Annotated in this window: 19 protein-coding genes and 1 riboswitch; of the genes, 8 read left to right on the forward strand and 11 right to left on the reverse strand. The window is 68.3% G+C overall.

Annotated features, from left to right (window positions below; genetic code table 11):
- Positions 1-8: 8 nt before the first annotated feature.
- The gene (locus ABD357_RS11735; protein WP_344389604.1) at positions 9-986 is read right to left on the reverse strand and encodes a helix-turn-helix domain-containing protein; all 978 of its coding nucleotides are present in this window, start codon (positions 984-986) and stop codon (positions 9-11) included.
- Between the two features lie 94 nt (positions 987-1,080).
- Here ABD357_RS11735 and ABD357_RS11740 point away from each other — a divergent pair, with 94 nt between their 5' ends.
- Positions 1,081-1,317: a hypothetical protein gene (locus ABD357_RS11740; protein WP_344389605.1), complete on the forward strand. Its 237-nt coding sequence runs from the start codon at positions 1,081-1,083 to the stop codon at positions 1,315-1,317.
- On the opposite strand, the gene ABD357_RS11745 is transcribed toward ABD357_RS11740, so the two are convergent.
- The 9 genes from ABD357_RS11745 to ABD357_RS11785 form a co-directional block, all read right to left on the reverse strand.
- Positions 1,230-2,186 (reverse strand): ribonucleotide-diphosphate reductase subunit beta, encoded by a 957-nt coding sequence (locus ABD357_RS11745; RefSeq protein WP_344389759.1) that lies wholly within the window; start codon positions 2,184-2,186, stop codon positions 1,230-1,232. The genes ABD357_RS11740 and ABD357_RS11745 overlap by 88 nt on opposite strands.
- Before the next feature lie 62 nt (positions 2,187-2,248).
- Entirely contained in the window at positions 2,249-4,657 is a 2,409-nt protein-coding gene (locus ABD357_RS11750; RefSeq protein ID WP_344389606.1) for a ribonucleoside-diphosphate reductase subunit alpha, read from the reverse strand.
- Between the two features lie 144 nt (positions 4,658-4,801).
- A riboswitch (cobalamin riboswitch) is annotated at positions 4,802-4,942 on the reverse strand.
- Positions 4,943-5,031: 89 nt separating this feature from the next.
- The gene (locus ABD357_RS11755; RefSeq protein WP_344389608.1) at positions 5,032-5,538 is read right to left on the reverse strand and encodes a GNAT family N-acetyltransferase; all 507 of its coding nucleotides are present in this window, start codon (positions 5,536-5,538) and stop codon (positions 5,032-5,034) included.
- Between the two features lie 73 nt (positions 5,539-5,611).
- Positions 5,612-6,601 carry a nucleoside hydrolase gene (locus ABD357_RS11760; protein WP_344389610.1) on the reverse strand — a complete coding sequence of 330 codons (990 nt, stop codon included), beginning with the start codon at positions 6,599-6,601 and terminating at the stop codon, positions 5,612-5,614.
- Positions 6,602-6,869: 268 nt separating this feature from the next.
- Positions 6,870-8,504, reverse strand: a complete 1,635-nt coding sequence (gene mctP, locus ABD357_RS11765; RefSeq protein WP_344389612.1) for a monocarboxylate uptake permease MctP — start codon at positions 8,502-8,504, stop codon at positions 6,870-6,872.
- A complete protein-coding gene (locus tag ABD357_RS11770; protein WP_344389614.1) occupies positions 8,501-8,809 on the reverse strand; it encodes a DUF3311 domain-containing protein in 309 nt (102 codons plus the stop codon). The genes mctP and ABD357_RS11770 overlap by 4 nt, the downstream gene beginning before the upstream one ends.
- 144 nt (positions 8,810-8,953) lie before the next feature.
- Entirely contained in the window at positions 8,954-9,154 is a 201-nt protein-coding gene (locus ABD357_RS11775) for a CstA-like transporter-associated (seleno)protein (RefSeq protein WP_189320768.1), read from the reverse strand.
- Positions 9,126-11,264, reverse strand: a complete 2,139-nt coding sequence (locus tag ABD357_RS11780; RefSeq protein ID WP_344389618.1) for a carbon starvation CstA family protein — start codon at positions 11,262-11,264, stop codon at positions 9,126-9,128. The genes ABD357_RS11775 and ABD357_RS11780 overlap by 29 nt, the downstream gene beginning before the upstream one ends.
- Before the next feature lie 191 nt (positions 11,265-11,455).
- Entirely contained in the window at positions 11,456-12,220 is a 765-nt protein-coding gene (locus ABD357_RS11785) for a GntR family transcriptional regulator (RefSeq protein WP_344389620.1), read from the reverse strand.
- Positions 12,221-12,562: 342 nt separating this feature from the next.
- On the opposite strand from ABD357_RS11785, the gene ABD357_RS11790 reads away from it, so the two are divergent.
- From ABD357_RS11790 to ABD357_RS11815, 6 genes are all read left to right on the forward strand, one after another.
- The gene (locus ABD357_RS11790; protein WP_344389622.1) at positions 12,563-13,864 is read left to right on the forward strand and encodes a sugar ABC transporter substrate-binding protein; all 1,302 of its coding nucleotides are present in this window, start codon (positions 12,563-12,565) and stop codon (positions 13,862-13,864) included.
- 87 nt (positions 13,865-13,951) lie between these two features.
- Complete coding sequence (locus ABD357_RS11795; protein ID WP_344389624.1) at positions 13,952-14,944, forward strand: carbohydrate ABC transporter permease; 993 nt, start codon at positions 13,952-13,954, stop codon at positions 14,942-14,944.
- On the forward strand, positions 14,941-15,852 hold the full coding sequence (locus tag ABD357_RS11800) for a carbohydrate ABC transporter permease (protein WP_344389626.1): 912 nt from the start codon (positions 14,941-14,943) through the stop codon (positions 15,850-15,852). The genes ABD357_RS11795 and ABD357_RS11800 overlap by 4 nt, the downstream gene beginning before the upstream one ends.
- A gap of 8 nt (positions 15,853-15,860) precedes the next feature.
- Positions 15,861-17,402 (forward strand): glycoside hydrolase family 3 protein, encoded by a 1,542-nt coding sequence (locus ABD357_RS11805; RefSeq protein WP_344389628.1) that lies wholly within the window; start codon positions 15,861-15,863, stop codon positions 17,400-17,402.
- Between the two features lie 66 nt (positions 17,403-17,468).
- Positions 17,469-17,717 carry a helix-turn-helix transcriptional regulator gene (locus ABD357_RS11810; protein WP_344389630.1) on the forward strand — a complete coding sequence of 83 codons (249 nt, stop codon included), beginning with the start codon at positions 17,469-17,471 and terminating at the stop codon, positions 17,715-17,717.
- Positions 17,714-18,259 (forward strand): hypothetical protein, encoded by a 546-nt coding sequence (locus tag ABD357_RS11815; protein WP_344389632.1) that lies wholly within the window; start codon positions 17,714-17,716, stop codon positions 18,257-18,259. Before ABD357_RS11810 ends, ABD357_RS11815 begins: the two co-directional genes overlap by 4 nt.
- Here the strand turns inward: ABD357_RS11815 and nagB are convergent.
- Positions 18,256-19,041, reverse strand: coding sequence for a glucosamine-6-phosphate deaminase (nagB, locus tag ABD357_RS11820; RefSeq protein WP_344389634.1), 786 nt, complete (start codon positions 19,039-19,041; stop codon positions 18,256-18,258). The two genes, ABD357_RS11815 and nagB, sit on opposite strands and share 4 nt — an antisense overlap.
- A gap of 523 nt (positions 19,042-19,564) precedes the next feature.
- Between nagB and ABD357_RS11825 the strand changes: the two genes are divergently transcribed.
- Positions 19,565-21,028: a sensor histidine kinase gene (locus ABD357_RS11825; RefSeq protein ID WP_344389761.1), complete on the forward strand. Its 1,464-nt coding sequence runs from the start codon at positions 19,565-19,567 to the stop codon at positions 21,026-21,028.
- Positions 21,029-21,101: the final 73 nt, after the last annotated feature.

The following is a 21,101-nucleotide window of genomic DNA, read 5'->3' on the forward strand; positions in this document are numbered from 1 at the left end:
GCGCACGTTCAGGCGACCTCGGGCTCGTCCCGCGGGCCCCTGAACGTGCGCCGGTACGCCTGCGGAGTCGTCCCCAGCGACCGTACGAACTGATGGCGCAGCGCGGCTGCGGTCCCGAACCCCGTACGGCCCGCGATCGCGTCCATCGTCTCGTCCGTCGCCTCCAGCAACTGCTGGGCCAGCAGCACCCGTTGACGCAGCAGCCAGCGGTACGGAGTGGTGCCGGTCTCCTGCTGGAAACGGCGCGCAAAGGTGCGCGGGGACATGTGCGCACGGGCGGCGAGCTGCTCGACGGTCATCTCCTCGTCGAGGTGACGCTCCATCCACACCAGTACCGCGCCGACCGTGTCGCACCGGGACAACGGCAGCGGGCGCTCCACGAACTGGGCCTGCCCGCCGTCACGGTGCGGCGGCACGACCATCCGCCGGGCGATCTTGTTGGCCACCTCCGGCCCCTGCTCCTTTCGGACGATGTGCAGACAGGCGTCGATACCGGCGGCGGTGCCGGCCGAGGTGATCACCGGGTCCTCGTCGACGTACAGCACATCGGGTTCGACGGTCGCCCGCGGATAGCGGTGAGAGAGCTCGTGCGCGTGCCGCCAGTGCACCGTGCAGCGCCGCCCGTCGAGCAGCCCGGCCGCGCCGAGCACGAAGACGCCGGAGCAGACGCTGAGCACGCGCGCCCCGCGGCCTGTGGCCCGGCGCAGGGAGTCGAGCAGCCCGGGCGGGTACTCGCGACCGATGAAGTCGCTTCCGGCCGGTACGGCGATCAGGTCGGCCTCTTCGAGCCGGTCGAGCCCGTACGGAGTGGAGACCGTGAACCCGGGGACATGGGTGCGCAGCGACGGGCCCTCCGCCGAGACGACCGCGAAGTCGTACACGGGCAGGCCCTCGTCGCTGCGGTCGAGGCCGAACACCTCGCAGACGACACCGAGTTCAAAGGGATGCACACCGTCGAGCAGGACCGCGGCCACGTTGTTGAGCATGCTGCCAGTATGTCTGAAGCGTTGGCAGGAAATCGAGGGTGTGCGGCAGTCCTGCCACTGACGGTAAGGAGCAATCGGCGCGACAGTGGTGTCCATGGATACGACACGCATGGAAGCACTCATCGGAATGGTCACCGTCCTCGGGATCCTGGCCCTGCTCGTCCTCCCCGCCGTCATCGGAGTCGTGCGCGACCGGCGCATCGACCGTCAGCTCAGGGAGGCCGAGCAGGCTTCAGCCGGGGATCAGAAGTCCTCGTCGAAGTCGACGGTGCCCTCCACCGCCATCTGGTACGCCGAAGACCGCCGCTCGAAGAAGTTGGTCAGCTCCTGAACGCCCTGCAACTCCATGAAGGAGAAGGGGTTTTCGGAGCCGTACACCGGAGCGAAGCCGAGCCGCGTCAGCCGCTGGTCGGCCACGCACTCCAGGTACTGCCGCATCGAGTCGGTGTTCATGCCCGGGAGACCGTCACCGCACAGGTCGCGCGCGAACAGCAGCTCGGCCTCGACGGCCTCCCGGAGCATGTCGGTGACCTGCTGCCGAAGCGCGTCGTCGAAGAGCTCCGGTTCCTCCTTGCGGACGGTGTCGACCACGTCGAAGGCGAAGCTCATGTGCATCGTTTCGTCTCGGAACACCCAGTTGGTGCCGGTGGCCAGGCCGTGCAGCAGGCCGCGGTTGCGGAACCAGTAGACGTATGCGAAGGCACCGTAGAAGAAGAGCCCTTCGATGCATGCGGCGAAGCAGATGAGATTGAGCAGGAAACGGCGGCGGTCGGCCTGGGACTCCAGCCGGTCGATCTGCTCAACCGAGTCCATCCACTTGAAGCAGAACGCGGCCTTCTCGCGGATGGACGGGATGTTCTCGACCGCGTCGAACGCGGCGGCGCGGTCCTCCGGGTCGGGGAGATAGGTGTCGAGCAGCGTCAAGTAGAACTGGACGTGCACGGCCTCCTCGAAGAGCTGACGGCTCAAATAGAGCCGCGCCTCGGGGGAGTTGATGTGCTTGTAGAGCGTGAGCACCAGGTTGTTCGCGACGATCGAGTCGCCGGTCGCGAAGAACGCGACCAGGCGGCCGATGAGGTGCTGCTCGCCGGGGGACAATTTCGCGAGGTCTGTCACGTCCGAGTGGAGGTCGACCTCCTCCACGGTCCAGGTGTTCTTGATCGCGTCCCGGTAGCGCTCGTAGAAGTCGGGATAGCGCATGGGGCGCAGGGTCAGCTCGAAGCCCGGGTCGAGGAGATTCTGGGTTCTGTCGGTGCTGGTCGTCACTGGCAGGCCTCGCAGGACTCGGGGTTTTCCAGGGAGCAGGCAACGGTGTCGGCGTCGGGGCCGGGGGCCTGCTGTACGGGGATGGGGGCAGCCGCGGCCGCGGAGGAACCGGCCGCGCGGGCGATGCGGGTCGCCGGGCGGGAGCGCAGGTAGTACGTCGTCTTCAGGCCCGACTTCCAGGCGTACGCGTACATCGAGGAGAGCTTGCCGATGGTCGGTGTCTCCATGAAGAGGTTCACGGACTGGGACTGGTCCAGGAACGGGGTGCGGGCGGCGGCCATGTCGATCAGGCCGCGCTGCGGGATCTCCCACGCCGTGCGGTAGAGCCGTCGTACGTCCTCGGGGATCCAGGCGAAGTCCTGCACCGAGCCGTTCGCGTCGCGCAGCGCCTCGCGGGTGCGTGCGTCCCAGACGCCCAGCTCCTTCAGCTCGTTGACCAGGTACGAGTTGACCTGGAGGAACTCGCCCGACAGGGTCTCGCGCTTGAAGAGGTTGGAAACCTGCGGCTCGATGCACTCGTAGACGCCGGCGATGGAGGCGATCGTGGCGGTGGGCGCGATGGCGAGGAGGAGGGAGTTGCGCAGGCCGGTGGCGGCGATGCGCTGCCGGAGGGCCGACCAGCGCTCGGGCCAGGTGAGTTCGACGTCGTAGTGGTCGGGGTGCAGAACGCCCCGGGCCGTACGGGTCTTCTCCCAGGCCGGAAGCGGGCCGCTGCGTTCGGCGAGGTCGGCGGAGGCCTCGTACGCGGCGAGCATGATGCGCTCGGCGATCTTCGTGGAGAGCTGCTTTGCTTCCGGTGAGTCGAAGGGCAGGCGCAGCTTGAAGAAGACGTCCTGGAGCCCCATCGCGCCGAGGCCCACCGGCCGCCACTTCGCGTTCGACCGGCCCGCCTGTTCGGTCGGGTAGAAGTTGATGTCGACGACGCGGTCGAGGAAGGCGACGGCGGTACGGACGGTGGCGTCGAGCCGTTCCCAGTCGATATCACCGGTCGATGTGTCGACAAAGGAACCCAAATTGACGGACCCCAGGTTGCAGACCGCGGTCTCCCCGTCGTCCGTCACCTCCAGGATCTCCGTGCAGAGGTTGGAGGAGTGGACCGTGTGGCCCGGCAGCGCGGTCTGGTTGGCGGTGCGGTTGGCGGTGTCCTTGAAGGTCATCCAGCCGTTGCCGGTCTGGGCGAGGGTGCGCATCATGCGGCCGTACAGATCACGGGCCGGGACGGTCTTCTTGGCGAGACCGTCCGCCTCCGCCTTGCGGTAGGCCGCGTCGAACTCCTCACCCCACAGGTCGACCAGCTCGGGCACGTCGGAGGGAGAGAAGAGGGACCACGCGCCGTCCTCGTCGACCCGGCGCATGAACTCGTCCGGGATCCAGTGCGCGAGGTTGAGGTTGTGGGTGCGGCGGGCGTCCTCGCCGGTGTTGTCGCGCAGCTCCAGGAACTCCTCGATGTCGGAGTGCCAGGTCTCCAGGTAGACGGCCGCGGCACCCTTGCGCCGGCCACCCTGGTTCACGGCGGCGACCGAGGCGTCGAGGGTCTTCAGGAACGGCACGATGCCGTTGGAGTGCCCGTTCGTACCGCGGATCAGCGCACCGCGGGAACGGATCCGGGAGTACGCGACGCCGATGCCGCCCGCGTGCTTCGAGAGCCGGGCGACCTGGTGGTAGCGCTCGTAGATGGAGTCCAGCTCGTCCTTCGGGGAGTCGAGGAGGTAGCAGGACGACATCTGGGGGTGCCGCGTACCGGAGTTGAACAGGGTGGGGGAGGAGGGCAGGTAGTCGAGGCGGCTCATCAGCCGGTAGAGCGCGGCGACTTCGTCCACGGAACGGGTGGTGTCGTCATCGGCCAGTCCGCTCGCCACGCGCAGCAAAAAGTGCTGGGGCGTTTCGATGACGTACCGGGTGATCGGGTGTCGCAACAGGTACCGGCTGTGGAGCGTACGCAGCCCGAAGTACCCGAAGCGGTCGTTGCCTTCGGGGTCGATGAGGCTGTCGAGGCGAGCCGCATGGATCCGTGCGAACTCGGCTGTGCGGTCGGCGATCAGGCCCTCGCGGTGCCCTGCCGCGACCGACTCGGAGAATGACCGCACGTCCTGCGAGGCGGCCTCGGCCGCGATGCTGATGTTCAGCAGCCGGGCGGCCAGCTTCGAATAGGCGGGGTCCTCGGAGATCAGGCCCGCGGCCGCCTCGGTGGCCAGCTCGCGCAGCTCCGCCCCGTCCGCATGGGCGGACCGGCCGCGCAGCGCAGCGGCAGCGACCCGGCCGGGGTCGGTGTCGGGGAGATCGGCGGTGAGGTCGGTCAGGGTCCGCAGCAACGCGGTCCCTGGTGTGTCGGTCTCGGCCTCGGCCCTGTCCTGCTGGTCCTGTGTCGCTTTCGCTGAGACCGGATCGGCCGGCGCGATGGTCACGTGGGGCTCTCCCTCGCTCGGTAAGGGGCCTGCGGGGAGAGGGTGGTTCGGGGTACACGGGCGTACGCGCTCTGCGGCAGCGGGACGCCGCGTCCACCGGCCCACTCCGCGAGGCCCGGACGTCATGGTCGCCCGGGCCGGATCGGCCTGGGCGCGCTGTCGGCAGGTCCTCGGACTGACGCTCGCGCACGCCCCGTCCCGAGGACGGACATGCACAAGTACACCGTTGCGGGACAGTTCCGGATTCGCACCGGATTCCCCTGCGGCGACAGCGAGCATGAGCATACATCTTGTGTTGGGCTTGGGAAGCGCACCCCACATGTTGTGTTGCGTGGTGGGCTCAGGCTGAAGAGCCGCGTGAACAGTGACGGCCTCTACAGCTCCAACTCGTAGGTCAGCAGTCTGATGTCGTCGAGGTGCGGGATCGGGTTCCAGTCGCGTTCCGGAGTGCGGGTGAAGCCGAGACGTTCGTAGATGCGATGGGCTGAGTGCATGGTGCGCTGCGTCGACAGGACGATGCGTACGCAGCCTTCGGTGGCCCGTGCGCGATCTGTGCAGGCGCGTACGAGCGCCTCTCCGACACCCCGGCCGCGGGCCTCCGGGGCGACGGCGAGCATCCGTATCTCGGCCTCACCGGGTTCCGCGATGTCGGCCATCGGTCCGCCGGAGGGTACGAACGTCACGCCGCCCAGCACGCGGTCGTGCTCGACGGCGACCAGCACCACGGCCGCGGCGGCCCGCTTGCCGACGTCTCGCAGCTCGCCCAGGTACTCGTCGCTTTCTCCGAAGTCGAGCAGGCCGTCCCCGAGATAGGCCTGTGCGGTGATCTCACCGAGGGTCTCGTACTCCTCCGGGGCTGCCCGCCTGATCGCGATGTCCATGCGGTGCAGTGTGCATCAGGTGTACGACAACGGCCCTGCGGTTTTCCCCGTACTGGATCTCAGCACGGGGGCCTCAGCCCACCCCTGGCCATTGCGGCAGCGTAGCCACGAAGTCCTTCACGAAGTCACGGGGTCCCGGGCCGAGGGCGACGCGGCCCGTGACGGCCCTGCGGGAGGTGAGGACGGGGGAGTCTGCGTAGTAGACCTGCTGTGCGGCTGAGGGGATGAACACGGTCTTGCCGCGGGTCAGTTCGCTCGCGGACTCGACGATGACCGCGCCCTCCGCGACGGTGATGAACGACTCGTCCGCGCACACGCCCACCGCGAGCGGATCGTGCAGCGGGCAGGCGTCGCCCCCGCCGTGGCGGCGGTAGGCGTCCATGTAGACCCGCAGCAGGCGGGCCGCCAGCGCCGTGCCCGCGCCCGCCGCTTCCACGGCGGCGAGGTCGGCGGGCCGGAAGAGCCAGCGGAGCGAGGCGTCCAGGTCGACCATCGTGAACGGGATGCCGGAGGACATGACCACCTCGGCGGCGTCCGGGTCGGCCCAGATGTTGAACTCGGCGACCGGGGTGACGTTCCCGGGCACCTGCGCGGCGCCGCCCATGAACACGAGCTTCTTGACGCGGTGGGCGAACGCCGGGTCCTCCAGGAGTGCGATCGCCACGTTCGTGAGCGGGCCCGTGGCGCACACGGTGAGCTCGCCCTCGTAATCCCGGGAGAGCCGGAGGAGGGCCTGCGCCGAGGACTCCGGCAGGTGGGCGGCCGTGGAGTCGGGCAGCGTCTCGTTGCCGAGGCCCGCCTTGCCGTGGAAGGCGGACGCGGACGTGTACGGGAGGCGGGTCAGGGGGCGGCCCGTGCCGCGGTGCACGGGTACGTCGGCGTCGATGCGCATTGCCCGGGTCAGGGCGCGGGCGTTGAGGTAGGTCTGCTCGGCGGGGAGGTTGCCTCCCACGGAGGTGTAGGCCTTCAGGTCCCACAGCCCCGTACCGAGGAGGTACTGCAGGGCCAGGGCGTCGTCTATGCCGGGGTCGCTGTCGAGGACGATCGGTGAACGAAGGGTCACGCTGACCAGCGTAGCCGCGGGCGGTCGTGCCGCCAGGGGGCTCCGCCCCCGCCGCCCCTACCCGTTCCCGTCCCCCAGGGGCTCCGCCCCCGGACCCCCGGTCCTCAAACGCCGGACGGGCTGATTTTCAGCCCGTCCGGCGTTTGAGGACGAGGCCGTTCAGGCCGATGGGGGTCTGGGGGCGCAGCCCCCAGCGGGGTGCGGGGCCGGCCCCGGGATGGGACGGGTAGGGGCGGCGGGGGCGAAACACTCCCCCCGCCCCGGCCCCCTAGTGCCCCGCCCCAGCCGTAGCCGTAGCCGGCGGCAACTCCACCTGCACTCCCGCGTCACCCGCATCCGCCGTGTAGTCACCGGGAGCCGTCTCGTCGATGCCGTCGGGCGCCTTCGTCGCCCTCAGCACGAAGGTCAGGATCACCGTCACCACCACGTTCAGTACGAACGCCGTCAGGCCGATGTAGCCCATCTCTCCGAGCCCAGGAATCTCCGCGTTGGAGCCACCGAAGTGCTTCTGGGTCGGGGAGGCGACCCCGTATGCGGCGACCGTGCCGTAGACCATGCCGACCGCCCAGCCGGCGAGCAGCGCCCAGCGGTGGAACCAGCGGGTGAACAGGCCTCCGACCAGGGCCGGGAAGGTCTGGAGGATCCAGATGCCGCCCAGGAGCTGGAAGTTGATCGCGACCGTCTTGTCCATGGTCAGGACGAAGGCCAGCGCGCCCACCTTCACCAGCAGCGAGACCAGCTTGGAGACCTTCGTCTCCTGGGCCGGAGTCGCATCGGGCTTGATGAAGTCCTTGTAGATGTTGCGGGTGAAGAGGTTCGCCGCCGCGATGGACATGATCGCCGCCGGTACGAGAGCGCCGATGCCGATCGCCGCGAACGCCACGCCCGCGAACCAGTCGGGGAACATCGTCTCGAAGAGCTGAGGGATCGCCAACTGCCCGTTCTCCACCTTGATTCCGGCCGCGATCGCCATGAAGCCGAGCAGCGCGAGCAGACCCAGCATCAGGGAGTACAGCGGCAGGATCGTGGTGTTGCGGCGGATCACCTCACGGCTGCGCGAGGAGAGCGTCGCCGTGATCGAGTGCGGGTACATGAACAGCGCGAGCGCGGAGCCCAACGCCAGCGTGGCGTACGTCCATTGGCCCGCCTCGGCCGGGACCAGCACACCGCGCGGCGCCCCCGTCGCCTCGTTGGTCTGGCTGAACGCGTCGCCCGCCGCGGCGAAGATGTCGTCGAAACCGCCCAGCTTGATCGGGATGTAGATGATGGCCACCGCGATCACGATGTAGATCAGGGTGTCCTTCACGAACGCGATGAGGGCCGGGGCGCGGAGACCCGACGAATACGTGTACGCCGCCAGTACGCCGAAGGCGATGAGCAGCGGCAGGTCCTTGATGAACCAGTTCGTGTTCTCGCCGCCGCCGACGCCCATCACGTCCAGCACCGCCTGGATGCCGACGAGTTGGAGCGCGATGTACGGCATCGTGGCGAGGATGCCGGTCACGGCCACCGCCAGCGACAGGCTCTTCGAGCCGAACCGCCCGCGTACGAAGTCCGAGGTCGTCACGTAGCCGTGCTTGTGCGACACCGACCAGAGCCGCGGCAGGAAGGTGAAGATCAGTGGGTAGATGAGGATGGTGTACGGCACGGCGAAGAAGCCGGCCGCGCCCGCCGCGTAGATCGCCGCCGGGACCGCCACGAACGTATAGGCGGTGTAGAGGTCGCCGCCGAGCAGGAACCAGGTGACCCAGGTACCGAACGACCGCCCGCCCAGGCCCCATTCGTCGAGGCTGTGCTCGTTCTCGGCCCTGCGCCAGCGCGAGGCCAGGAAGCCCATGACCGTGACGGCCAGGAAGAAGAAGATGAAGACGGCGAGCGCGACGCCGTTCACGCCGTCCTTCATGCCGACGCACCCCCGTTCTGGGAGGCCTCGGACCGGTCGGCCTTGCGGGCGCGCTGGTCACGCTGCCACAGCTGGTACGCGATCATCGTGAGCGCCGTGGAGATGAGCACCCAGAGCATCTGGTACCAGTAGAAGAACGGGATGCCGATGAAGGACGGGTCGACCTTCGCGTACGAGCCCACCCAGAGCATCGCCACGAACGGCGCGAAGAGGCAGAGACCGATCACCACACGCACCGGTGTGACCACCGGTCGCTTCACTTCCGACGCTCTTGGCGCATCCGGCGCGTCTGTCGCTTCTGGCATATCGCGGCTCCGTCCCCTCACTGATCACCTGTGCAAGCGCAGGAAATCTAAAGGACAGTTCCGCTTTATGGAACCCCCGTCCGGAATGCGGAAGTAGTTGTGCGCATTCAGTGGCGACCCTGTGTGATCAGCCGTCTCGCGTGATCAGCAGCAGCGGAACCCCTGCCTGGGATCCGACTCCTGACGCTCCGTTCGCTCCCGCTCGAACTCGCGACGGGAGGGTACGAGCGCATCCGGGTGTGCCGTACGGACGTGGGTGACATAGCGGTCGTACGCGGACTCGTCGGTCAACTCCCGTACGTACCACCGCACGGACCTAAGAACCCGGAGCAGCCCCGACAGCATCGTGTTCCTCCTCCTTCTCCTGACGGGTCGGGATCAGCCCGGCCGGCGCCACGATCTTCGACTCCACGTACGGCGCTTCGCTGAGCGTGGACAGCGCGGGGCGGCGTACATGCCTGATGCATACCCTGGCCGCGTCCACGATCACGATCACGATGAGCAGTGCGAGGACCGCCGAAAGGATGCCGTCCACGGTGGAGTTGGTGACCACGGTGCGCATGTCGTCCATGTTCTTGGCCGGTGCGAGCACCTCACCGCGATCGATGGCGTCCTGGTAGACCGAGCGCTGCTTGAAGAAGCCGACGCGCGGATCGCTGGAGAACACCTTCTGCCAGCTCGCCGTCAGCGTCACCGTGGCGTCCCAGGCGAGCGGGATCCCGGTGACCCAGGCCCACTTGAGGCGCCCGGACTTCACCAGCAGCGTCGTGCAGACGGCCAGTGCGACCGCCGCGAGCAGTTGGTTGGAGATGCCGAAGATCGGGAACAGCTGGTTGATGCCGCCGAGCGGTTCATGGACGCCCACCCACAGGAAGTAGCCCCACAGACCGCAGACGATGCCGCTGGTGATGACGAGACCGGGCTTCCAGCTCACGTTCTTGAAGGGTTTGTAGAGGTTTCCGAGCGTGTCCTGGAGCATGAAGCGGCCCACGCGCGTGCCGGCGTCGAGGGCGGTGAGGATGAACAGCGCCTCGAACATGATCGCGAAGTGGTACCAGAACGCGCGCAGACTGTCCCCGGTGATCTGGGAGAAGATGTCCGAGATACCGATCGCGAGTGTGGGCGCACCGCCGGTCCGCGACAGCAGGGACGCCTCCTCGACGTTCCGCGCCGCCGCCGCCAGGTCCTCCGGGGATATCTGGTAGCCCCAACTCCCCACCACCTGCGAGGCGTTCTGCACCGAGTCCCCGATGACACCGGCCGGGGCGTTCATCGCGAAGTACAGACCCGGGTCGATGATCGACGCCGCGATCAGCGCCATGACCGCGACCGAGGACTCCATGAGCATGGAGCCGTACCCGATCATCCGTACCTGCGTCTCCTTCTGGATCATCTTCGGCGTCGTACCCGAGGAGATGAGGGAGTGGAAGCCGGACAGCGCCCCGCAGGCGATGGTGATGAAGACGAACGGGAAGAGCGAGCCCGCGAAGACCGGACCGTCACCGCGTGAGGCGAAGTCCGTGACCGCGTCCATCTTCAGCGTCGGCAGGGCGATCACGACGCCGAGCGCGAGCAGGAAGATGGTGCCGATCTTCATGAACGTGGAGAGGTAGTCGCGCGGCGCCAGCAGCATCCACACGGGCAGGATCGAGGCGATGAAGCCGTACGCCACCAGCCAGATCACGAGGGTCGAGGGCGCCAGTGTGAAGGTGTCGGCCCAGGACGACTCCGCGACCCAACGTCCGGCCACCAGTGCGAGCAGCAGCAGCGCGATGCCGATCAGCGAGACCTCGCTGACCCGTCCTGGCCTCAGGACCCGCAGATAGAAGCCCATCAGCAGGGCGATCGGGATCGTCATCGCGATGGAGAAGGTGCCCCAGGGCGACTCGGCGAGGGCGTTGACGATGACCAGGGCCAGCACACCGAGCAGGATGATCATGATGGCGAAGGCGGCGAGCAGGGCGGCCGCGCCGCCGAACGGACCGATCTCTTCGCGTGCCATCTGCCCGAGCGACCTGCCGTCGCGGCGCGTCGAGAAGAAGAGGACGACCATGTCCTGTACGGCGCCGGCGAAGATCACGCCGACGATGATCCAGATGGTGCCGGGCAAGTAGCCCATCTGCGCGGCCAGTACGGGCCCCACCAGCGGGCCCGCGCCGGCGATCGCCGCGAAATGATGGCCGAGCAGCACGCGCCTGTCGGTCGGATGGAAGTCGATGCCGTTGTTGAGCCGCTCGGCGGGCGTGGCGCGGGTCTTGTCGACCTTGAGGACCTTGTTCGCGATGAACTTCGAGTAGAAGCGATAGGCGATGGCGTACGAGCCGAGAGCCGCCGCCACCATCCAGGCGGCCGACACCTCCTCGCCCCGCGACAGCGCCAGTACGGCCCAGCCCGCCGCGCCCACCAGCGCGACGAGCGTCCAGATGACGATGGATCGAGTGTTCGCAGTGCGCACCGGGTCGTCCTCCCGTCCATGCGATGACGGGGGGACCGTAAAGCAGGAACAGGAGTTGCGCTACACCGCGTGCGCTACTACTCCTGAGGCCGCTTCAGCCGTGCCACGCTGCATTGTCCCGGGGGCTGTGACATTGGCGGCTCCGCCGCGGGCCCCCGGACCCCCAGCCGACACCGCGTTACCCCGGGCTTCTACTCTGCGGGGCGTTTCAGACGGGCGACAAACTTGTACCGGTCCCCCCGGTACACCGACCGCACCCACTCCACCGGCTGGCCGTCCTTGTCCAGCGAGTGCCGCGACAGCATCAGCATGGGCAGGCCCACGTCCGTGCCGAGCAGGCCGGCCTCGCGCGGGGTGGCCAGGGAGGTCTCGATGGTCTCCTCGGCCTCGGCGAGACGGACGTCGTACACCTCGGCCAACGCCGTATACAGCGACGTGTACTTGACGAGGGACCTGCGCAGCGCCGGGAAACGCTTCGCGGACAGGTGCGTCGTCTCGATCGCCATCGGCTCGCCGTTGGCCATGCGCAGCCGCTCGATGCGCAGGACCCGGCCGCCCGCCGAGATGTCGAGCAGCCCGGCGAGGGTGTCGTCGGCGGTGACGTAGCCGATGTCCAGGAGCTGCGAGGTGGGTTCGAGCCCTTGGGCCCTCATGTCCTCGGTGTACGAGGTGAGTTGGAGCGCCTGGGAGACCTTCGGCTTGGCGACGAAGGTGCCCTTGCCCTGGATGCGTTCGAGCCGCCCTTCGACGACGAGTTCCTGGAGGGCCTGGCGGACGGTGGTGCGCGAGGTGTCGAACTCGGCGGCCAGAGTGCGCTCGGGGGGTACGGACGTTCCGGGCGGCAGCGTCTCCGTCATGTCGAGCAGGTGCTTCTTGAGGCGGTAGTACTTGGGCACACGCGCGGTACGGATGGGGGACCCACCCTCGTTCTCCGCACTGCTGACGTCGGTGCTCATCCTCTGCCTTCCCGGCTCCTGGTGCCGATGCGGCCGACGTACCCGTCGGCACGGCTCACATCGTGGCACGGCCTGTCGTGCGAGTGTCCCTCGTACGCTCCGTGATCTCCCCTGTATATCTTTCGCCGTTCCCTCTGGTCTAGTCCACCACCTTGAAGTGGTCCACCCGGTTCCAGGGAACTCACCTGCTCTTTTTGCCACTTTCCTGCTTAAAGGTTCTTGAATATGTAGTTCTCGTAACGGACGTCCGGACGGGCCTGCTCTCCATTGACACCCTCCTAGGTCTAGGCCAATCTTCCGCTACTGGTCTACACCACTGGTGGCCAGGCGAGGAGGGGTGACATGAAGCGCAAGCTCATCGCGGCCGTCGGTGTCGCGGGAATGATGGTCTCCATCGCGGCGTGCGGAGGCGGCGGCAGCAAGGCGGCCGAGGATCCCAAGGACCGCAAGGGCGAGTTGACGGTCTGGCTGATGGTGGACGCCCAGACGAGCTGGCCGGAGCTGGTCAAGCAGGCCAATACCGAGTTCAGCGAGAAGTACCCGGGCGTCAAGGTCAACGTCCAGTACCAGCAGTGGGGCGACAAGACCAAGAAGCTCGACGCCGCCCTGTCCGGCGACAAGTTCCCCGACGTGGTCGAGCTCGGCAACACCGAGACCATGACGTACATCCTCAACGGGGCCCTCGGCGAGATCGACGAGAAGAAGTACGACAACTCCGACACCTGGATCGACGGCCTGAAGGACACCTGCTCCTACGAGGGCAAGATGTACTGCGTGCCTTACTACGCCGGTGCGCGTGTGGCCATCTACAACAAGGACATGTTCAAGGCCGCAACCGGCAAGGACACGATCCCCGAGACCGAGGCCGACCTGACCGAGGCGCTCGGAAAGCTCGAGACCAAGTACGGCAAGAAGGACAAGGCGTTCTCGCCGCTCTATCTGCCGGGACGCTACTGGTACGCCGCCATGTCGTACGTCGCCGCCTACGGCGGCCAGATCGCCGAGTACGACGAGAGCGGCAAGAAGTGGAAGGCCACGCTCTCCTCGCCCGAGGCGCAGCAGGGCATCCAGCACTACGTCGACCTGGTCAAGAAGTACAACAACGGCGACCAGACCAAGGATGAGCAGGACCACGCCAACGTCATGGCCAACCAGAAGACGGCCCTGATCTACGGCAACGGCTGGGAGTCCGGCAGCGTCATCGACCCGGCGGCCAACGGCAACCCCAAGCTGAAGGACAAGATCGTCACCGCCGGCATGCCCGGCCCGAACGGCAAGGCGCTGCCCAGCTTCATCGGCGGCTCCGACCTGGCCACCGTATCCAAGTCCGAGAACCAGGACCTGGCACAGGACTGGATCTCGATCTTCACCAGCGAGAAGTCGGAGGCCGCGCTCGCCGAGAAGGACATCCTGCCGAACAACACCAAGCAGCTGGAGCCGCTGAAGACGAAGCCGGAGACGGCTCCGATCGCGAACGCTGTGCCGGACGCCTGGTTCACGCCCATCGCGCCGGGCTGGGCCGCGGTCGAGAAGAAGGAAACGCTCGAGCTGATGCTGCTCGACATCCTCAAGGGCACGTCGGTCGAGGAGGCCACCAAGGCCGCCGACGCGGAGATCGACGAGCTGATCAACGAGGCCTCCTGACGCCTTGATCAGTCGGGGACGGCGGGCCAACCCCCGGGCCCGCCGTCCCCGCACCCCGGTTACCGGTTCGAACGGAAGGCCAGCACAGTGAGTGCCGCCGAAACGAAAGCACCCGCCCCTCCGGTGTCCGTCCCGCCGCCCGCGCACCACGACACCCCGCGGGCGGCGGCCGGGAGAGCGCCGAGGAGGCGAGCGGGCGCCTATCTGCCGTACGCCCTGATAGCCCCGACCGTCGTGGCGATCGCGGCGGTGTTCCTCTGGCCGCTCGTCAAGACGGTGATCATGTCCTTCCAGGACGTGGGCCGCCGGGAGCTCTGGACGGGCCAGGCCGCCGAGTGGGTCGGCTTCGAGCAGTTCACCAACATCCTCGGCGACGGCGAGTTCTGGGACGTCGTGTGGCGCACGGTGCTGTTCATGGTCGCCTGCGTCGTGGCCACCATGGGCGTGGGGCTGCTCCTCGCCCAGGCCATGCAGCGCATGAGCACATGGATCCGGCTCGCCCTGACCGCGGCGCTGGTCGCCGCCTGGTCCATGCCGCTGCTCGTGGCGACCTCGATCTTCCGCTGGTTCGCCGACTCCGACTACGGCGTCGTCAACATGGTGCTGACGAAGTATCTGGGGCTCGACTTCCGCGGCCACAACTGGTGGATCGACCCCAAGCAGGGCTTTCTGATCATCGCCGCCGTCGTCATCTGGGGCGCCATCCCGTTCGTCACCATCACCCTCTACGCCGCCCTCACCCAGGTGCCCAGGGAACTCGAGGAAGCGGCGGCGCTGGACGGCGCGGGCGCGTTCGGCGTGTTCCGCTACGTCACCTGGCCCGTCATCAAGCCGGTCTTCCAGATGGTCGCCACGCTCTCGGTGATCTGGGACTTCAACGTCTTCGGCCAGGTCTTCCTGATGCGCGGCAACGAGCCGGAGCCCGAGTACAGCCTCCTGGGCATCTACTCGTTCGAGAAGGCCTTCGAGTCCAACTCCTTCAGCCAGGGCGCGGCCATCTCCCTGATCACGGTGCTGCTGCTCTCCGGCGTGGCCGTGTACTACCTGCGCCAACTGCTCAAGATCGGAGAGGTCGAGTGAGCGCCACGACGTCCACGCGCCCCGGGCCGCCCGCCCGCCCGGCACCGCCCCGCCCGGGGCGCCGTCCGGCACCCCGCCCGGATCGCAAGAAGAAGAGCCGGCACGTCTACAACCTCGTCGGCGTCGTCGCCCTGCTCGTCATGGCCTTCCCGGTCTACTGGCTGGTGGTCAGCGCACTGCGGCCCAACCACGAGATCCGCAGCTACGACCAGACCCTGTGGCCGTCCTCGATCACCTTCGACAACTTCAAGCGGGCGATCGACGCTCCGAACTTCGGCTCGGCGATCCAGTCCAGTCTGATCATCTGCGTCACCGCCGTGGTCGGGGCGATGCTGCTGTCGACTATCGCCGCGTTCGCGATCGGACGGTTCCACTTCACCGGCCGCAAGGCGTTCATGATCACGCTTCTGGTGATCCAGCTGCTGCCGCCGACCGCGATGCTCATCCCCATCTACATCCAGCTCAACGGCCTGGGCGCGCTCAACGAGTACTGGGGCGTCATCGTCATCTACCTGGTCTCCGCGCTGCCCTTCGCCACCTGGATGATCCGCGGCTTCGTCATCAACATCCCCAAGGAGCTCGAGGAGTCGGCGATGGTCGACGGCTGCAGCCGGATGGGCGCCTTCTGGCGCGTCATCTTCCCCCTGCTCGCTCCGGGCCTCGCCGCGGCCTCGATCTTCTCGCTCATCAACGCGTGGAACGAGTACCTGCTCGCCTACGTGGTGCTCCAGGACAACGACAAGTACACCCTGAACGTGTGGCTGATGAACTTCACCACGTCCCGAGGCGTCGACTACGGCGCGCTGATGGCCGCCTCGACACTCATCGCCCTCCCGGTCGTCGTCTTCTTCATGTTCGTCCAGAAGAAGATGGCCTCCGGCCTCACCTCCGGCGCCGTGAAGGGATAACGCCACCGATGACGACACTCACCGATGGAACCTCCACCCTGACCCGCGATGCCCTCGCCGTCCTGCAGCCGGGCTTCACCGGAACCTCGGCTCCCTCCTGGCTGCTGCGGCGGCTGGGGGAGGGACTGGCCTCGGTCGGCCTCTTCGGCCGGAACATCGCCTCGCCCGACCAACTCGCCTCCCTGACCGCCCAGTTGCGCGCTGAGCGCGACGACGTGCTGGTCGCCATCGACGAGGAGGGCGGTGACGTCACGCGCCTGGAGGTGCGTACGGGATCGTCGTTCCCTGGCAACCACGCGCTGGGCGCGGTGGACGACGTCGCGCTGACCCGGCAGGTCGCCGCCGAACTCGGCCGCCGCCTGGCCGCCTGCGGCGTCAACCTCAACTGGGCCCCGTCCGCCGACATCAACTCAGACCCCGGCAACCCGGTCATCGGCGTACGCTCCTTCGGCGCCGACGCGTCCCTGGTCGCCCGGCACACGGCCGCGTACGTCGGTGGCCTCCAGTCCGCCGGAGTCGCCGCCTGCGCCAAGCACTTCCCGGGCCACGGCGACACGGCGGTCGACTCGCACCACGCACTGCCGCGCATCGACGCGGAGCTGTCGGTTCTGCAGGCCCGGGAGCTGGCCCCGTTCCGCGCGGCCATCGAGGCGGGCACACGCGCGGTGATGACCGCGCACATCCTGGTCCCGGCGCTGGACCCGGACCGCCCCGCGACCCTGTCGCCCCGCATCCTGACCGGGCTGCTGCGCGAGGAACTGGGCTACGACGGTCTGATCGTCACCGACGGCATGGAAATGCAGGCCGTCTCCGGCACGTACGGCATCGAACGGGGCAGCGTTCTCGCGATCGCCGCGGGCGCCGACGCCATCTGTGTGGGCGGGGGGCTCGCGGACGACGAGACGGTGCTGCGGCTGCGGGACGCGCTGGTCGCGGCCGTGCGCTCGGGTGAGCTGGCCGAGGAACGCCTGGCGGACGCGGCGGCGCGCGTACGAGCGCTGGCGGCCTGGACGGCTTCGGCGGCGGAGCGGGATTCCGGGCAGGGAGCGGCTTCGGAGCCCGGGTCGTTGTCCGCGTCGGCCGGGCGCTCCGGCCGGGCGCCCCGTGCCGACGTCGGCCTGGTCGCGGCGCGGCGTGCGCTGACAGTCACGCGTGCGGAGCACTTCGTGCCCCTCGCGGGGGCGCCGTACGTCGCCGCCTTCACCCCCGTCGCCAACTTCGCCGTGGGCGACGAGACCCCCTGGGGCGTCGCCGCCGAACTGCGCCGCCTGCTGCCGGGCACGGAGACGGGGAGCTTCGCGAGGGACCGGGCCGGAACCGAAGCACTGGCAGCCGCCGGCCCACGCCGCATCGTCGCCGTGGTCCGCGACGAACACCGCCACCCCTGGATGGCCTCTGCTCTCGACACCCTGCTTGCCGCCCGCCCCGACACCATCGTGGTCGAAATGGGCGTCCCCCAAGCCACCCCCCGCGGCGCCCTGCACATCGCCACCCACGGCGCGGCCCGCGTCTGCGGCCGGGCGGCGGCCGAGGTGATCGCCGGTTTGTAGGCGGGTGGCACGGCGAGCCGTCGAAGCTGGTTGCAAGGCCGCTTCCGAATGTAGTACTTCTTATACATGAGCGAGCAGGTGCACAACAGATTGGCCATGGTGCGCGCCGAACGGAAGGTGTCGCGCCAGAGCCTGGCCGAGGCAGTGGGAGCCCATTACCAGACCATCGGCTACATCGAGCGAGGGCAGTACAACCCGAGCCTCGACCTGGCACTGAAGATCTCGAAGTTCTTCGATCTCCCGGTCGAGGCCCTGTTCTCCCTCGAGCCGTTCCGGCCGCTCACGGACGAGGTCTACGGGAGGAAACAGCCATGACGACGACGCGAATGAGCCGCTACGACCGGCGCATGATGCGGCTCATGAACGACGGTCGCGGCCAGGCCTGGTACGCCACGGCGGCGCGCCGACGCCTGGCCGTCGCCGCGCACCTCACGCTCACCGTGGCCATCGGCGCACTGATGACCCACTTCTTCCTCACCAAGGGCGAGCCGCTGTGGCCCGTAGCCGCGATGGCGGTGCTCCTGCTGCCCTGGATGGTCGCGACAGGGGTCATCAACGGCGCCACCAAGGGCCTACTGGAGCTGCGCGAACACGTACTGGACGAGCGGCAGTCGGCGGAACGCAGCCGCGTCCTGGCCCGGGCCCACCGCATGACGACCCTGCTCCTGGCCGCGACGGCGGCCGCCCTGCTGATCACGGGCGGCGTCGACGGCAACGCCCCGAAGGCCTACGCCGCACCCCTCCTCATCGCCGTTCTCGTCGTCCACTGGGTCATGCCGCTGTGGGTGGCCGGCCTGCGGGCCCAGGACGAGCCGGCCGATGACGAGACCCTGGAAGCGGGGGCGCTCGGCCGCTAGATGCCCTGCCACTCCGGCTTGTTGGCGTAGGTGTGCCGGAAGTAGTCCGCCAGCTTCAGCTTCGACGCGGCGGCCTCGTCGACCACGACGGTCGCATGCGGGTGGAGCTGGAGCGCGGACGCGGGGCACACCGCGGCGACCGGCCCCTCCACCGTCGCCGCGACCGCGTCCGCCTTGCCCTCGCCGGTGGCGAGCAGCACCAGGTGCCGGGCCTCCAGGATGGTGCCGATGCCCTGCGTGATCACGTGGTGCGGCACCTGCTCGATGTCGCCGCCGAAGAAGCGCGCGTTGTCGATACGGGTCTGCTCGGTCAGCGTCTTGATCCGCGTGCGGGAGGCCAGCGACGAACACGGCTCGTTGAACCCTATGTGCCCGTCGGTACCGATCCCGAGCAGCTGAAGGTCCACGCCCCCGGCGTCCGTGAGCGCCTTGTCGTACGCTTCGCACGCCCCCTGCACGTCCTCAGCCGTGCCGTCCGGCCCCGTGAACTGGTCCATCCCGACCCCGAGCGGCTCCAGCACCTCACGCCGCAGCACCGAGCGGTACGACTCCGGATGCTCGGCCGGCAGTCCCACGTACTCGTCGAGCTGTGCGATCCGAGCCCGCGAGACATCCACGGCCCCGGCGCGCGCCTTCGCCGTCAGCGCCTCGTAAACGGGCAACGGAGTTGAGCCGGTGGCCACCCCGAGCAGGGCGTCGGGCTTGCGACGGAGAAGGTCCGCCATGGCCTCGGCGATGAGTTCGCCACCTGCCGCGGCGTCCGGAACTATGACAACTTCCACGCTGGGCCTGCCGTTCTGGAGTATCTGAGCGAGATCTGGGGGAGGGGACTCAACGACACATGTGGTTTAGACCAATCTAGCAGAACTGCAATCCGCTCCCGCTCCCGAGCCGTCCAGGGTTAGGGTGCGTGGTGGATACTGAGCGCGAGGTTGTTGGATAAAGAGACAACAACAAACATCCGTCAACTCGTAGACATGGCGGAGTGGTCTAGTCCACAATTGCAGCGAGCAAAGCTTGAAAGCGCAACGGAACGATCAAGCAGTCTGACCGACCAAGCCTCCGTCTTCCCCGCACAGGAAGACGGACCGAGGAACCGGGGCTCTCTGCCCTGACTGCACCGGCTCCTCATCCTTCGGCCGACCGGGACCGCACACCCCACGGCCGTTGCTGCTCCGGGCTGCGGTGCCGGGAGGGTTGAGGGTCCCTCTCAGGCGCCGCGGCCCGCGGGTGCTTCCGGGGGCGTGCGGTTGCCGATTGCGGGGCTTGTCGTACACGACGGGTACGCTCGCACTCGTGCCCTCCATGAACGACCTCGTCCGCCAGCACACCGCCCTCGGTGACTCCGATCTCGAGTGGCTCCACCTGCTGGTCTCGGAGTGGCAGCTTCTCTCCGATCTCTCCTTCGCCGACCTCGTCCTGTGGGTCCCCACGCGCGACGGCACCCGCTATGTCTCGATCGCCCAGATGCGCCCCAACACCGGCCCCACCTCGTACCAGGACGACATGGTCGGCCACCTCGTCCCCCGCGGCCGCCGCCCCATGCTGGACGCCGCCCACGACGAGGGCCGGATCGTGCGCGAGGGCGACCCGGAGTGGCGCGAGGAGGTCCCCGTACGGGTCGAGTCCATCCCCGTACGCAGGGAGGGCCGCGTCCTGGGCGTCATCGCCCGCAACACCAACCTGCTCACCGTGCGCACCCCTTCACGGCTCGAACTCACCTATCTTCAGAGCGCGTCCGACCTCGCCCAGATGATCGCTGCGGGCTCCTTCCCGTTCCCGGACCAGCAGGTCGACATGGACGCCTCGCCCCGGGTGGGCGACGGCCTGATCCGGCTGGACGCGGACGGCCTCGTCCAGTACGCCTCGCCGAACGCGCTGTCCGCGTACCACCGCCTCGGCCTCGCCGCCGACCTCGTCGGCCACCACCTCGGCAAGACCACCGCCGAACTGGCCCCGTCCCGCGGCCCGGTGGACGAGGCGCTGGCCAAGGTCGCCAGCGGCTGGGCGCCCCGCGAGTTCGAGATCGAGAGCGACGACGGTGTGATCCAGCTCCGCGCGATTCCGCTCAAACCCAAGGGCACGCGGGTCGGTTCACTCGTACTCCTGCGGGATGTCACCGAACTCCGCCGCCGCGAGCGTGAGTTGATCACCAAGGACGCGACCATCCGGGAGATCCACCACCGGGTGAAGAACAACCTCCAGACGGTCGCGGCCCTGCTGCGGCTCCAAGCCCGCCGCATCGACTCCGACAAGGGCCGCGAAGCCCTCGAAGAGGCCGTACGCCGCGTCGGATCGATCGCGATCGTGCACGAGACGCTCTCTCAGAACCTCGACGAGCGCGTGGAGTTCGACGAAATCGCCGACCGCGTCCTGGCCATGGTGGCCGAGATCTCCCCGGGCAAGGTCACGGGCCGGCGCACCGGCCGCTTCGGCATACTCGACGCCGAGGTCGCGACCCCCCTCTCCATGGTCCTCACGGAGGTCCTGCAGAACGCGCTCGAGCACGGCTTCCGCGAGGGCGACCGCGGCACCGTAGAGGTCTCGGCGGTCCGCGGTGGCACCACCAAGCAGACCCGCCTCCTGGTCACCGTCCAGGACGACGGCATCGGCCTCCCACCAGGCTTCGACCCCCAGCGCTCGGGCAACCTCGGCCTGCAGATCGTACGAACCCTGGTGGAGGGCGAGTTGGGCGGGACATTCGACATGGTCCCGGCCCCTGAGCGCGGCACGCGCGTGATCCTGGACATCCCGGTCCGGGCACACTGAGCGCCCGAAACCTGCACAGCGATGAGCCCCGGATCACTCTGTGATCCGGGGCTCATCGCTTATGCGCTTGCGC

The sequence above is a fragment of the Streptomyces vastus genome (genome assembly GCF_039532825.1).
Classification (GTDB): Bacteria; Actinomycetota; Actinomycetes; order Streptomycetales; family Streptomycetaceae; genus Streptomyces; species Streptomyces vastus.

Coding starts and splice junctions, on each gene's coding strand:
- ABD357_RS11735 (WP_344389604.1), bottom strand. CDS start 986: ATGCTCAACAACGTGGCCGCGGTCCTGCTCGACGGTGTGCATCCCTTT.
- ABD357_RS11785 (WP_344389620.1), bottom strand. CDS start 12,220: ATGAGCACCGACGTCAGCAGTGCGGAGAACGAGGGTGGGTCCCCCATC.
- ABD357_RS11745 (WP_344389759.1), bottom strand. CDS start 2,186: ATGCGCTATCCCGACTTCTACGAGCGCTACCGGGACGCGATCAAGAAC.
- ABD357_RS11790 (WP_344389622.1), top strand. CDS start 12,563: ATGAAGCGCAAGCTCATCGCGGCCGTCGGTGTCGCGGGAATGATGGTC.
- mctP (WP_344389612.1), bottom strand. CDS start 8,504: ATGAAGGACGGCGTGAACGGCGTCGCGCTCGCCGTCTTCATCTTCTTC.
- ABD357_RS11810 (WP_344389630.1), top strand. CDS start 17,469: ATGAGCGAGCAGGTGCACAACAGATTGGCCATGGTGCGCGCCGAACGG.
- ABD357_RS11825 (WP_344389761.1), top strand. CDS start 19,565: ATGAACGACCTCGTCCGCCAGCACACCGCCCTCGGTGACTCCGATCTC.
- ABD357_RS11770 (WP_344389614.1), bottom strand. CDS start 8,809: ATGCCAGAAGCGACAGACGCGCCGGATGCGCCAAGAGCGTCGGAAGTG.
- ABD357_RS11755 (WP_344389608.1), bottom strand. CDS start 5,538: ATGGACATCGCGATCAGGCGGGCAGCCCCGGAGGAGTACGAGACCCTC.
- ABD357_RS11775 (WP_189320768.1), bottom strand. CDS start 9,154: ATGCTGTCGGGGCTGCTCCGGGTTCTTAGGTCCGTGCGGTGGTACGTA.
- ABD357_RS11815 (WP_344389632.1), top strand. CDS start 17,714: ATGACGACGACGCGAATGAGCCGCTACGACCGGCGCATGATGCGGCTC.
- ABD357_RS11805 (WP_344389628.1), top strand. CDS start 15,861: ATGACGACACTCACCGATGGAACCTCCACCCTGACCCGCGATGCCCTC.
- ABD357_RS11740 (WP_344389605.1), top strand. CDS start 1,081: ATGGATACGACACGCATGGAAGCACTCATCGGAATGGTCACCGTCCTC.